Raw genomic sequence first — 12499 nt, 5'->3', positions numbered from 1 at the left:
ATGTTAGGTACATTATACGGCCTTGGGGTTGGCCCGGGGGATCCAGAGCTCATTACCGTTAAGGCGTTTCGTAAATTAAAGGAATCACCAGTGATTGCCTATCCGAAAAAACAAAAGGGCAGCAAAAGCTATGCCCATCGAATTATTGATGTCTATTTTCAGCCGAACGAAAAAGAAATGCTGGGCCTTGTCTTTCCGATGACAAAGGATCCAGCCACATTGGAAAGAAAATGGACGGAAACCGTGGAAAATGTATGGGCGAAGCTGCAGGAGGGAAAGGATGTCGCTTTTGTAACGGAAGGGGATCCTCTTTTATACAGCACGTTTATTCATATGATGCGTTTGATGCAGGAAAAGTATCCGCAGGTTCCGATTGAAGTCGTTCCGGGGATTTCGTCCATCAATGGGGCGGCTTCTAGGCTGGGAATTCCATTGGCAGATGGGGATGAGCATGTGGCGATTGTTCCAGCACGGGATGACTATGAAACCATGAAAAAAGTCATTCAGGACAATGATTGTGTCATTTTTATAAAAGTAGCGAAAGTCATTGATTTAATGCTGGAAGTATTACGTGATTTAGATTTGCTTGACAAGGCTTCAGTCGTCACAAAGGTAACGTCGGATGAGGAGATTATTTGGCGGGCAGATGAGCTCGAAGGAGCGGAGCTTGAATACTTAACATTAATGGTGGTGAGAAAATGAAGCTTTATATCATTGGTGCCGGACCAGGCGATCCTGATTTAATCACGGTAAAAGGTCTTCAACATCTTAAGCAGGCAGATGTCGTTCTTTATGCAGATTCTCTTGTAAACGAAGACTTAATTGCCAAAGCAAAACCTTCTGCCGAAATATTAAAAACCGCCGGGATGCATTTAGAAGAAATGGTTAACGTCATGGCTGATCGAATCCAGCAAGGGAAAAAGGTCGTTCGTGTCCACACGGGCGATCCGGCTGTCTATGGGGCGATTATGGAACAAATCGTCTTGTTAAAGAAGAAAGGAATCGAAGTAGAGATTGTTCCGGGTGTGAGCTCTGTGTTTGCAGCCGCCGCGGCCGCGCAAGCTGAGCTGACGATTCCTGATTTAACGCAAACCGTGATCCTGACAAGAGCCGAAGGCAGGACACCTGTGCCAGAATTTGAAAAGCTGGCGGATTTAGCAAAACATCATTGCACAATTGCGCTTTTCTTAAGTGCGACATTAACGAAAAAGCTTGTCAAGGAATTGACCGGGGCTGGCTGGAGCATGGATACCCCTGTTGCGGTCGTTTATAAAGCGTCGTGGCCGGATCAAAAAATTGTCCGGACTACACTGGAACGGTTGGATGAAGATATGCGGACTAATGGGATTCGTAAACAGGCGATGATCTTAGCCGGCTGGGCGCTAGATGAAAACATTCACGAACAAGATTATCGTTCCAAGCTGTATGACAAAACATTTACACATGGATTCCGCCGGGGGGTGGAGTCGTAATGATCGAGCTCCAAGAAGCGCAAAGGGCGGTCATTCAGCAGAAGGGTGACTATGCCGTTGTTGCGATTACAAAGCATGGGGTCGAACTGGCCCGCAAACTGGGACATTCGTTTCAACATGCCGATGTGTACTATATGGCGAAATTTGAAAAAGGTGATGAAAGGAACAAGGACATCCAATTATTCACCGGAAGCGTTCGCCTTCTTCTGCCTTCTCTTTTTGAGGCCTATAAGGGGCTGATCATCATCATTTCCCTTGGAGCCGTGGTCCGAATGATTGCGCCTATTTTAAAGGATAAAAAAACAGATCCTGCCGTTGTCGTTATAGACGATAAGGGCGAACATGTGATCAGCGTGCTGTCAGGCCATATCGGCGGTGCCAATGAACTAACGAAAGAAGTGGCGGCCGCCCTAAAGGCCCGCCCCATTATTACCACCGCTTCAGATGTACAGGAAACGATTGCGGTTGATTTGTTCGGAAAACGGTTTGGCTGGATCTGGGACTCGGCTGAAAAGCTGACGCCCGTTAGCGCTTCGGTTGTGAACGAAGAAAAAATCGCCGTGGTCCAAGAGTCAGGCGAAAAAGACTGGTGGCCATATGGAAGGGCGCTCCCTGAAAATATTCAGCCCTATTCATCGATCCAAGAAGCACTGGCACAAAAGCCGGATGCTGCCCTAGTGGTAACCCATCGGAATTTATCCGAAGACGAAACGGAGATTTTAAATAATGGTGTTTTATATCGACCAAAGGTGATTGTCCTTGGAATGGGCTGCAACCGCGGGACCACTCGTGCTGAAATCGAAGCAGTGATCGACGAAACGCTTGAGGAATTAGGGTTTTCGAAAAAAAGTGTCAAAGCGGTTTGCACGATTGATCTAAAAAAGGATGAAGCGGGGCTGCTGGAAGTGGTGAATAAAAACCGCTGGGAGTTTATTTATTACACACCAGCTGAATTGAATGCCATTGAACTTCAGAACCCTTCTGAAACGGTTTTTAAATATACCGGTGCATACGGCGTCAGTGAGCCGGCTGCCTTATTGTACAGCGGTGCGGAACAGTTAGCGCTAATGAAGAAGAAATCAGGTAATGTCACCATTTCAGTAGCGGTCATTCCCCATTGATGGAGGAGGGAACATAAGATGTCAAATCGCAGACTTGTGATTGCAGGAACAGGCAGCGGTGTCGGAAAAACTACTCTGACCATTGGGCTGATGTCTGCTTTAAGGAAAAAAGGTTATACCGTCCAGGGCTTTAAATGCGGTCCAGATTATATCGACCCGACCTATCATACGGCCGTCACGGGAAGAACGTCAAGAAACATTGACAGCTGGATGCTCAACCACGAGATGGTCAAAGAGATTATCAACCGCGCAAGTGTTGGGGCGGATATTTCCGTCATCGAAGGGGTAATGGGATTCTTTGATGGGAAAAATCCACTTAACAATACGGGTTCAACAGCTGAAATCAGTCTCATCACCGAAAGTCCGGTTATTTTGGTCGTGAATTGTGCCAGTATGGCCCGTAGTGCGGCGGCCATTGTGAAGGGATTTCAAACGTTACTGAAGGAAGCCAATATTGTCGGGGTGATTGCTAACCGCGTTGGGAGCGAAGGCCATTTTAAAATCGTTCAAACCGCGATTGAGCAAGAATGCGGTATTCCTGTCCTTGGCTATTTGAAAAGAAACGAGGAACTCTCGATTCCGGAACGGCATTTAGGGCTGATACCCTCCGTTGAGCGGGGAGAATTGGATCCATTTTTTGAGCAGCTTGGTGATTTAGTGCTTGAAACCATCGATGTAGATTCTTTATATGAGCTAGCGAAAGCTTCCCTTTTAAAGGTAAAAGAATCCCAGTTTAAGAGAGCGGAGCAGGCAACTGTAAAAATTGCAATCGCACGAGATGCCGCTTTTAATTTTTACTATCAGGAAAACCTCGACATGTTATCAGCCGCTGGAGCCGAGCTGATCGAGTTCTCTCCATTAAAGGGTGAATGCCTGCCGGAACAAGTCGATGGCTTGTATATCGGCGGCGGGTTCCCAGAGGAATTTGCGGAAGAGCTGACCAAACAGACAGAGGTAAACAACTCGATTCGAACGGCCATTGAAAAAGGACTGCCAACCTTGGCTGAATGCGGCGGGTTTATGTACTTAACCGAATCGTTGGAAACAACGGATGAAACGAGTTACAAAATGGTCGGGATCATTCCCGGAAAGGTGAAAATGCAGACAAAACTAGCGGCTTTGGGATACCGTGAAATCACCGCAGAAGGAGAAAATTTCTTGTTAGCGGGAAATCTGAGTGCAAGAGGTCATGAATTTCACTACTCTACCTTTCATCCGAGAACGGATTTTGACCCGGCATACCAAACGAAAGGAATGCGCGGGTTTAAGCAGGAGGGCTATCGGAACGGCAATTTAATTGCAGGTTATACGCATTTTCATTTTGGCTCATGCCCTGAGCTAGTGGAAAATTGGGTGAAGAAATGTAAGGAGTTCAAAGAAAATGGTTAAAGCTCTTCCACTTATGTTTCAAGGTACCAATTCGGATGTCGGCAAAAGTGTCGTCGTGACAGCCTTTTGCCGGATTTTCGCCCAGGACGGATATAAAACGGTTCCGTTTAAATCACAAAATATGGCGTTAAATTCCTATATCACCGTGGACGGAAAAGAAATCGGCAGAGCCCAGGGAGTTCAGGCCGAAGCAGCAGGAATTCAGGCAACTACCGATATGAACCCGATTCTACTAAAGCCGAACCGGGATAACCAATCCCAAATTGTCGTCCATGGTAAACCATATAAGAATATGGAAGCAGGAAGGTATCGCCAGGAATTCTTTCAAACTGGATTGGAACTGATTCAACAATCACTCTCCACCCTGTCCCAAAATTATGAACGGATTGTCATTGAAGGGGCAGGCAGTCCGGCCGAGATTAATCTCAATGATCGGGAAATGGTCAATATGCGGGTCGCCAAAATGGCGGATGCCCCTGTGATCCTGATTGGGGATATCGAAAAAGGCGGAGTGTTTGCTAGTTTAGTAGGAACCCTTCAACTGATGGAACCAGCGGACCGTGACCGAGTGATAGGCGTGATTATCAATAAATTCCGCGGCGATATCCGCCTGCTGGAATCCGGATTAACGTGGTTTGAGGAGTATTCAGGTAAACCCGTTCTCGGCGTGATTCCTTACTTGGAGAATCTAAATATAGATGCCGAGGATTCCGTGATTTTAAATCAATATACCTCCACTCAAAATACCGAAAAAGAATTGGATATCGCGGTGATTCAGTATCCGAAAATCTCCAATTTCACCGATGTCGACCCGTTTTTTGCCGAGCCTGATTGTCATGTCCGTTTTATAACGAGAGCGGATCAATTACACGACCCAGATTTAGTGATTCTCCCAGGTAGCAAGAATACAATTGAAGATTTGCTGTTTTTACGAAAGAGCGGCATCGCTCAAAAAATAGCAGATTTACAGAAAAAGAAACACACCCTTCTTTTCGGGATCTGCGGCGGCTATCAAATGCTCGGTGATAAAATTGAGGATCCGTTGGCGATCGAGTCTCTCCATCAAGAAATCGAAGGTCTTCAGTTACTGCCAATTGAAACGACCATTACGAAAGAAAAGACGACGATCCTATCAAATGGGATGTTGCATCTTTTCGGAAAAAACTTTCATGTGACAGGTTACGAGATTCATATGGGTGAAACCTTGAGGACAGGAGTGTCCCAAGGGCTTATTTTTACGAATGAAAAATGGGATGGCTGTCATTCTTCAGACGAAACCATCATCGGCACTTATTTTCATGGAATTTTCCATAATGATGAATTTCGCGAGGAATTGCTTAATCAGATCCGACGCAAAAAGGGGTTGGAGCCCATCCACAAGCGCCCATCTTTTAACCAATTGAGGGAAGAAGCGTTTGACCGTCTGGCAGAACATGTTAGGGAACATGTAAAACTCGATGTCATTGAACAATTAATGAAGGATTACCAGAAAAGGGGGATCACCCAATGAATAGCGTAAAAACAGCCATCAAGCCTCTCGATAGAGAAATGGGGCAGCAAGTTCGTGAATATATCGATACGTTGACCAAACCTCCGGGCAGTTTGGGGAGATTAGAGGAATTAGCCATTCAACTGGCGGAAATGACATCTGAAGCCTTTCCAGTCGTGTCACCGCCTGGAGTGATCGTGTTTGCCGCTGATCATGGCGTGGTCGAAGAAGGGGTGTCCGCTTTTCCGCAGGAAGTAACTGTGCAAATGGTTATGAACTTTTTAAACAGCGGTGCGGCCATCAATGTTTTTAGCCGGCAAATCGGAGCCAATTTTGAGGTCGTCGATATCGGTGTGGCAGCAGATATTGAGGCTGAAGGGTTTGTGAATCGGAAAATTCGCTATGGAACCAACAATATTTGCCAGCAGGATGCAATGACAAGAGAAGAGGCCGAACAAGCCATCGCCGTTGGCTATGAACGGGCGGAAAAGATGATTCAACAGGGAATCAAATGCTTAATTGTTGGTGAAATGGGGATTGGCAATACGACGCCAAGCAGTGCGATCGCAGCGGTTTTAAGCGGACAGGACATCAGTGCCCTTGTCGGCCGGGGAACAGGGATTGCGACAGAAAAAATCCGACATAAGCAAGAGGTCATCACACGGGCACTAAAGGAAAGAAACCCTGACCGGAAGGATCCAAACGATATCTTAGCTAAAATTGGCGGTTTGGAAATAGCCGGTATGACCGGTGCAATGCTCTCCGCCGCTCGGAACCGAATCCCGATATTGGTAGATGGATTTATTTGCACGGTAGCAGCTCTTTTGGCAAGGGAAATCTGTGAGACAGCAGCGGATTATATGATTGTTGGCCATCGTTCCGTCGAGCCTGGACATGAAATTGCGCTGCAGTTATTAGGCAAGAAGCCACTACTTGATTTAGATTTGCGGCTAGGAGAAGGGAGCGGGGCAGCAGTGGCCTTTCCTATCTTACAATCAGCGACCTTAATGCTGAAAGAAATGGCCACCTTTGCATCGGCTGGAATTTCAAATGAGTAACTTAGGAAAGGAGCGAGAAGATGACAAATGGAAAAGTGTATCTTGTTGGTGCTGGACCAGGAGACCCTAAGCTGATTACGGTTTATGGGATGGAGTGTATCCAAGAGGCGGATGTGATTTTATATGACCGCTTAGTAAATGAGGAACTGCTGAAATATGCAAAGGCGGAGGCAGAGCTGATTTTTTGTGGCAAGCAGCCAGGAAAACACCAGATCATTCAGGATCAAATCCACGAGCTGTTAATTGAAAAAGCCAGTCAGGGCAAGACTGTCACCAGATTAAAAGGAGGCGACCCCTGCATTTTCGGCCGTGTCGGTGAAGAAGCGGAAATTCTCGCGGAACATGGGATCCCGTATGAAATGGTGCCGGGGATTACAGCTGGTATTGCAGCGCCTGCTTATGCCGGAATTCCGGTGACTCACCGCGATTATGCTTCCTCCTTCGCGATCGTCACTGGCCACAGCCGAGCGGAAAAGGATGAGGATCAATTAAATTGGCCAGCCCTCGCTCAAGGAATCGATACGATTGCCTTTTATATGGGAATTGGGAATTTACCCTATATTGTTTCGAGATTAATCGAGAACGGAAAAAGCCCTGATACAAAAGCCGCCATTATCCAATGGGGGACGACGGCCAATCAGAAGACGGTGACCGGAAGTTTAAAGGATATCGAAGTCCGGGTTCTTGAAGCTGGGATTACTCATCCGGCGATTGTTCTGGTGGGTGATGTGGTCGGCCTGCGCGAGAAATTACGCTGGTTTCAAGAAGCAGAAGAAAAACAAATTGTTGGAATAGGGAGGGACTAAGATGTCGATTATAGCGGAAATCAAAAATCGAAGAGCGATCCGTGATTATACGGCGCGAGAGGTCGAAGATGAAAAGATTCACAGCTTATTAGAAGCAGCGACATGGGCACCGAATGACCGGATGCGGGAACCATGGAGTTTTTATGTCATTAAAGGCGAAGCTAAAAAACGATATGAGGCGTTGGCCTATGAATATTTACAGGAACGCTTTCCAACCAAACCAAATTTAATCGAAAGCTCCTTAAAAGTATTGAAAACCACACCGGTTCATATTGTCGTTACAGCCGACATCGTTCAAGAAGATGAAGAGGCCTCTGCTGATAATGAATATGCCGTATGCTGTGCAATCCATTCGATGTGGCTTGCCGCCAAAGAATTGGGACTAGGGCTGGTTTGGAGGACAAGGGGCGTTGGACTTGTTCGCGATCAACGAATGGTTGAGTTTATTGGATCACCTGAAAACAAGAAAATTATCGGAAATTTGTTTATCGGTTATCCCGATCCAGAAGTATTAAAAAAGGCGAAAGTGCCGGCTCGGACATCCTTTGAAGAAAAAACAGTCTGGCTGTAACGAGGAGTGAAACGGATGGAAGAGGTAACAGAAAACAAAGCAAAACGCGGTCTTACATTAGTTTATACCGGTGATGGAAAAGGGAAAACGACGGCAGCTCTTGGGCTGGCTGTCCGTGCCGCCGGCCGGGGAAAACGGGTACTCATGATTCAATTTATCAAATCACCTGATCGAACGTACGGAGAAAAAATTACGTTCGAAAAATTGGGGATTGAAATTGTGCAGACAGGAGTCGGCTTTACCTGGACGAAAACACCTGAGGAACATCGGGAAGCCCTAAAAACAGCGTGGGCGTTAACGAAAGAAAAGGTACAGTTTGGCGGCTACGATGTTGTCATTTTAGATGAACTGAATAATGCACTCGCGATTGATAAATTCCCGATTGATGATGTCCTTCCGTTGACAGAAGTAATGGAGTTGATTCAGCAGCGCCCTAAGGGGATACATCTGGTCATTACCGGACGTTCAGCCAAAGAGGAAATTATCGAATGCGCGGATTTAGTAACCGAAATGAAGCCCGTTAAGCATTATTATAATGAAGGAATTCCTGCCGTGAAGGGAATTGAGTTTTAATGGTCTACATTGAAAAATTTGGACATGGCGGAGATTTACTGACGGCCCGACAGTTGTTTCGTAAAGATTCTATTTCGGTGTACCTTCTGAACGGGCAAAGATGGGCGAACCGTTGCGGTACATTGAAGGCTTTGGGAGTCTAATTATATGAAACTAGGAAAAGGAAGCTGCAATGGAACATTTGGAGAATTGGTCCAAGGAATCATTGGTGATCGCCCTTATTTAATCACCCTGCCGATATCGAGTTTAAGAAGTGAGGCTAGGTTTATTCCAGATCCAATCGTTAACGGAATAAAAGTGGCAGACTCAAAAGTAAAAGCTCAAAAAGCAGGGGAATGGTTATGCCAACTGTTTGGGGTAAAGGGCGGCGGGGATCTCGAGATACGCTCTAATATCCCAGTTGGTAAAGGTCTGGCCAGTAGTTCAGCAGATATTGTTGCTTCATTAAGAGCAATTGCTGACAGCTATAGTCTTCCGCTCACAAATGAAATGATCTCGATGATTGCCGCAAAAGTGGAACCTACCGATGGGGTAATGTATGAGGAAGTCGTGGTCTATGACTATATTCACGGTCAGCTGATTGAAAGCTTTGGGGCCTTACCCCCATTCATCCTCGTTGGTATCGACCTTGGGGGTATGATCAACACAATTGAATTTAATGAAGTTCCGAAAGAGTACAGCCAGAACGATCAACAGCAATTTATTAAAGCTTATGATCTGGTTACAAAAGGGTTTAAGGAGAAAAATTTAACTTATATTGGGGAGGCAGCAACCCTCAGTGCACGGGTGAATCAAAAAATATTGCCAAAGCCTGTTTTTCCTCTATTAGATCAGTTGGCCCATCGCTATCAGGGCGGAATCGTTGTCGCCCACAGTGGAACGGTCGCGGGAATTTTACTAGATGGAAATCTTCCAAACGGTGATGAGGTGGTTTCACACTTATTTAGGGAAATGTCACTCGCTTTCAAGGGTGTTCCTATAAATTTATTTCATTATGAAAGCAAGGAAAAGATCATAATTTGAAAGACTCGTAAAGTTTAATTTCAAAAGGGGGTTAACATGTTTAGTCAAGAGGAACGAGAAGTGATTTACGATGTCATTTATAAAAGGAGAGATGTCCGCACTTTTCTCCCCGATCCGGTAAGTTTTATGAGGAATGGGGAAATCCAGGAAAGAAAGTTTATTAGAGAGTGAGGATTGATTTATGGAAACTATTTCGTTAATTCTTCTTGTATTTGTGCTAGGGCTTCGTCATGGATTGGATGCCGATCATCTGGCATGTATTGATGGATTGACCCGTTATAACGGGCGTTTGAATAGTTCGATTGCTCGCTGGGTTGGTTTGCTCTTCTCCTTTGGGCACGGGTTAGTTGTAACCATCATCGCGGCTATCTTAGGTATTTTTATGAAGAGTTTTACAATACCGGATCTCGTGAGTACACTGGTGACTTGGTTTTCAACTCTATCCCTGTTCGCGATTGGTACCTTAAATCTTTTTAATCTTTTGTGGAAAAAATCGACGGAAAATGAAGATTTTCGGGTTAGCGGAATTAAGGGGAAGTTCCTGCCGAAGATGTTGAAAGAAACGACGAATCCCTTTTTTGTGATTCTGATTGGCGGATTATTCGCATTGGCGGCGGAAACGGTTAGTCAAACATCGATGTGGGCGATTGCTGCAGGTAATACGGCAAGTTATATGCCAGTTTTATTAGGGATCATCTTTATGCTTGGGATGATGATTACAGACACCCTAGATTCCATCGTCGCCTTTCGCTTGCTAAAAGAAAGCAATCGATTAGGACAATCCGCTTCCCGTGTAATGGGCTGGGTGATTGTGGTTTTGGCCTACGGGGTTTCCTTTTACCAAGCATTTACGTTCTTCTTCCCATGGGCAGAACTTGATTATGAGATTTTAGGAGTTATGCTGTTTACGGCTTTTGTTCTAAGTTATCTATTCATAAGTTATCGGATTAAAAAGCAGATGGAGATAACAGTTAAAAATTAATCGTCCACTAATGACGTATCGACATGGAAAGACTATTTTTTTCATAAGCTGCGGAGTCAGGTCCATTATTGGATCTGGCTTTTTCTTATAAAAAACAGCAGGAGGCCTTTTTGAAAATAACAAAGAATCAATCACCTAAAACCGGAAAAACAAAGATGAGTCGCTGCAAATCCCAATATTCAATCGAATCCGGTACACTGAAATGGTGGCTTGGTCATGAAATGACCCTCATAAAAAGAAACGCTTGTTTGTGGGAAATATCAATAAAGTGTATACTTACTAAATGAACTTCTTTTACATTTCTGGGGGGGAATATAAGTGAACTTAAAACCAAAGGCCATATTTCTAGACATGGATGGCACTATCTTAAACCATCAAAATAAGGTAAGTATACATACGAAAGAAATCATTGATGAAGTCAGAGAACATGGAATCAAAGTTTTCATCGCTACAGGCAGGGCGTTTGAGGAAATAGAGGGACTCGTACCGCCGGGTTTTCAAGTAGACGGAGTCGTAGCCTCCAATGGGATGGTCGGATATGCGGGCCATGAAGTGATTTTTAAGCATTCCCTGTCGCGTGAGCTAGTAGAAACTGTTATTCAAATGGCAAGGGAGAACAAAGTGTATTATGAGCTGTTTCCATATGGCACTCCTCGAATAACATTAAAACAGGATCAGCCATATGTAGAAAATGAAATAAGAGACCCTAAGCCGAAAAGTGTTGGCATGAATGAGTGGCTTTCCCGTAAGGAAGCGATAAAAGAAAAAATTGCATGGGCGGATGAAATTATGGGAGATGAATTCTCCAAATTCTATTTCTTTTCCAGATCAAAAGAACAGATTAATCGCTGGAAAGTAGAGCTGGAGCAATTAAAGAAAGAAATAGACTTTACCACCTCCATCTCGACTGAACATAACGTCGAACTGATGGTGGCGAACGTGAACAAAGCAACCGGTATCCAACAGATGTTTAAGCACTTTGATTTGTCCGAGACTGAAACAATGGCTATCGGGGATAGCGATAACGATTTGCCTATGCTGCGGCTCGTGAATTATTCCGTGGCAATGAAGAATGCACCTGATAGTATTAAAGAAATCGCGGATGACGTGACAGATTTCAATTGCGATGAAGATGGGGTTTACCATTATCTAAAATCTAAATTGATGCTGTAAAATTAGACAAGCTCCAAATTCCATTGTTTATAGAGTTTGGAGCTTTTTTATTGACATACGGTAATGCTGGTTTAATGATTATTACTGTATCTAAAGTAAATAAGGGGATAATTTCGCTACCTTTAGTTCTAAGCCTAATGGGCCGGGATTCATTTGCTTTTCTTATACACACCAGGTGATGACAAGCACCAAGCCTTTTTTTCCTCATATACATGAAAAGATTTAATGATGAAAGAAAGGGGGAGGCTACATTGTATCCAAATTATCCTTATCAGCCTTTCTATCCATATATCTATGACTTTAGACAAGGACTATTTCAAAAAATTCTTGCTTGTTATCAACAAAAGCGTTGGATTAGATTATCTTTCCGAGATGGAACAACTGCTGAAGGTTTAATTAGGACCTATGATCCTTTAAGGGGAGTATTAATTTACGTACCGATGCAAAGGTATACGATTTCGTGTGAAGGTGTAAGGGTGGATTCTTTGCAAAAAGCACAGAATTGCATTGGCAAAAGATCCACTTTGATAATTTCCAACAATATTAGGCTAACTTTTACAATAGAAGGTGTTGACCAATCTCAAAATATTGGTGGATGGGTTAACATAAATGAACTTATGTCGGTATCTGGACAGGTAGTTGACGCGAATTGTATTTAGTTGAGATGATTATAAGTATAAAAAAGGGTGATGACAGCTAGGGGGTGTCATCGCCCTTTTTGCGACAGTATGTCCATTAAGGAAGAGGGTGGAAAATATAAAACTCTAAATCTTAAAAAAAATACTGAAATTCACAATACTTTTCTAAAGCTATCTGTTTTTTAGACTTAACTGATGTATAAT

14 protein-coding genes are annotated in these 12499 nt (G+C 44.2%); all 14 read left to right on the top strand.

What is annotated here, in order from left to right:
- The gene (cobI, locus tag J7E63_RS15940) at nucleotides 1–702 is read left to right on the top strand and encodes a precorrin-2 C(20)-methyltransferase (RefSeq protein WP_098527933.1); all 702 of its coding nucleotides are present in this window, start codon (nucleotides 1–3) and stop codon (nucleotides 700–702) included.
- Nucleotides 699–1472, top strand: coding sequence for a precorrin-4 C(11)-methyltransferase (gene cobM / locus J7E63_RS15935; protein WP_215014103.1), 774 nt, complete (start codon nucleotides 699–701; stop codon nucleotides 1470–1472). Before cobI ends, cobM begins: the two co-directional genes overlap by 4 nt.
- Nucleotides 1472–2593, top strand: a complete 1122-nt coding sequence (locus J7E63_RS15930; RefSeq protein ID WP_215014101.1) for a cobalt-precorrin 5A hydrolase — start codon at nucleotides 1472–1474, stop codon at nucleotides 2591–2593. The genes cobM and J7E63_RS15930 overlap by 1 nt, the downstream gene beginning before the upstream one ends.
- An 18-nt stretch (nucleotides 2594–2611) precedes the next feature.
- Nucleotides 2612–3982, top strand: coding sequence for a cobyrinic acid a,c-diamide synthase CobB (locus tag J7E63_RS15925; protein ID WP_215014093.1), 1371 nt, complete (start codon nucleotides 2612–2614; stop codon nucleotides 3980–3982).
- On the top strand, nucleotides 3975–5492 hold the full coding sequence (locus tag J7E63_RS15920) for a cobyric acid synthase (RefSeq protein WP_215014091.1): 1518 nt from the start codon (nucleotides 3975–3977) through the stop codon (nucleotides 5490–5492). Before J7E63_RS15925 ends, J7E63_RS15920 begins: the two co-directional genes overlap by 8 nt.
- On the top strand, nucleotides 5489–6529 hold the full coding sequence (gene cobT, locus J7E63_RS15915; protein WP_215014090.1) for a nicotinate-nucleotide--dimethylbenzimidazole phosphoribosyltransferase: 1041 nt from the start codon (nucleotides 5489–5491) through the stop codon (nucleotides 6527–6529). The genes J7E63_RS15920 and cobT overlap by 4 nt, the downstream gene beginning before the upstream one ends.
- A 20-nt stretch (nucleotides 6530–6549) precedes the next feature.
- The gene (gene cobA / locus J7E63_RS15910) at nucleotides 6550–7335 is read left to right on the top strand and encodes a uroporphyrinogen-III C-methyltransferase (protein WP_215014081.1); all 786 of its coding nucleotides are present in this window, start codon (nucleotides 6550–6552) and stop codon (nucleotides 7333–7335) included.
- A 1-nt stretch (nucleotide 7336) separates the two neighbouring features.
- Nucleotides 7337–7906 (top strand): nitroreductase family protein, encoded by a 570-nt coding sequence (locus J7E63_RS15905; RefSeq protein WP_215014079.1) that lies wholly within the window; start codon nucleotides 7337–7339, stop codon nucleotides 7904–7906.
- Between the two features lie 15 nt (nucleotides 7907–7921).
- Nucleotides 7922–8479 (top strand): cob(I)yrinic acid a,c-diamide adenosyltransferase, encoded by a 558-nt coding sequence (gene cobO, locus J7E63_RS15900; protein ID WP_215014077.1) that lies wholly within the window; start codon nucleotides 7922–7924, stop codon nucleotides 8477–8479.
- A 147-nt stretch (nucleotides 8480–8626) separates the two neighbouring features.
- Nucleotides 8627–9502: a GHMP family kinase ATP-binding protein gene (locus tag J7E63_RS15895; RefSeq protein WP_215014068.1), complete on the top strand. Its 876-nt coding sequence runs from the start codon at nucleotides 8627–8629 to the stop codon at nucleotides 9500–9502.
- A 36-nt stretch (nucleotides 9503–9538) separates the two neighbouring features.
- Nucleotides 9539–9673 carry a hypothetical protein gene (locus tag J7E63_RS30180; RefSeq protein ID WP_285289943.1) on the top strand — a complete coding sequence of 45 codons (135 nt, stop codon included), beginning with the start codon at nucleotides 9539–9541 and terminating at the stop codon, nucleotides 9671–9673.
- Nucleotides 9674–9683: 10 nt separating this feature from the next.
- On the top strand, nucleotides 9684–10484 hold the full coding sequence (locus tag J7E63_RS15885; RefSeq protein ID WP_215014066.1) for a HoxN/HupN/NixA family nickel/cobalt transporter: 801 nt from the start codon (nucleotides 9684–9686) through the stop codon (nucleotides 10482–10484).
- Between the two features lie 318 nt (nucleotides 10485–10802).
- Nucleotides 10803–11657, top strand: coding sequence for an HAD family hydrolase (locus J7E63_RS15880; protein WP_215014064.1), 855 nt, complete (start codon nucleotides 10803–10805; stop codon nucleotides 11655–11657).
- A gap of 251 nt (nucleotides 11658–11908) precedes the next feature.
- Nucleotides 11909–12316, top strand: coding sequence for a hypothetical protein (locus J7E63_RS15875; protein ID WP_215014062.1), 408 nt, complete (start codon nucleotides 11909–11911; stop codon nucleotides 12314–12316).
- Nucleotides 12317–12499: the final 183 nt, after the last annotated feature.

The sequence above is a fragment of the Bacillus sp. ISL-75 genome (assembly GCF_018613095.1).
The sequence above is the reverse complement of the archived record's forward strand: the minus strand, read 5'-3'. Positions and strand labels throughout refer to the sequence as shown.

Bases quoted from the DNA above. Each gene is read 5' to 3' on its own strand.
- cobM (WP_215014103.1), top strand. From the start codon at position 699: ATGAAGCTTTATATCATTGGTGCCGGACCAGGCGATCCTGATTTAATC.
- J7E63_RS15895 (WP_215014068.1), top strand. From the start codon at position 8,627: ATGAAACTAGGAAAAGGAAGCTGCAATGGAACATTTGGAGAATTGGTC.
- cobT (WP_215014090.1), top strand. From the start codon at position 5,489: ATGAATAGCGTAAAAACAGCCATCAAGCCTCTCGATAGAGAAATGGGG.
- cobO (WP_215014077.1), top strand. From the start codon at position 7,922: ATGGAAGAGGTAACAGAAAACAAAGCAAAACGCGGTCTTACATTAGTT.
- J7E63_RS15930 (WP_215014101.1), top strand. From the start codon at position 1,472: ATGATCGAGCTCCAAGAAGCGCAAAGGGCGGTCATTCAGCAGAAGGGT.
- cobA (WP_215014081.1), top strand. From the start codon at position 6,550: ATGACAAATGGAAAAGTGTATCTTGTTGGTGCTGGACCAGGAGACCCT.
- cobI (WP_098527933.1), top strand. From the start codon at position 1: ATGTTAGGTACATTATACGGCCTTGGGGTTGGCCCGGGGGATCCAGAG.
- J7E63_RS15905 (WP_215014079.1), top strand. From the start codon at position 7,337: ATGTCGATTATAGCGGAAATCAAAAATCGAAGAGCGATCCGTGATTAT.
- J7E63_RS15885 (WP_215014066.1), top strand. From the start codon at position 9,684: ATGGAAACTATTTCGTTAATTCTTCTTGTATTTGTGCTAGGGCTTCGT.
- J7E63_RS15925 (WP_215014093.1), top strand. From the start codon at position 2,612: ATGTCAAATCGCAGACTTGTGATTGCAGGAACAGGCAGCGGTGTCGGA.
- J7E63_RS15920 (WP_215014091.1), top strand. From the start codon at position 3,975: ATGGTTAAAGCTCTTCCACTTATGTTTCAAGGTACCAATTCGGATGTC.
- J7E63_RS30180 (WP_285289943.1), top strand. From the start codon at position 9,539: ATGTTTAGTCAAGAGGAACGAGAAGTGATTTACGATGTCATTTATAAA.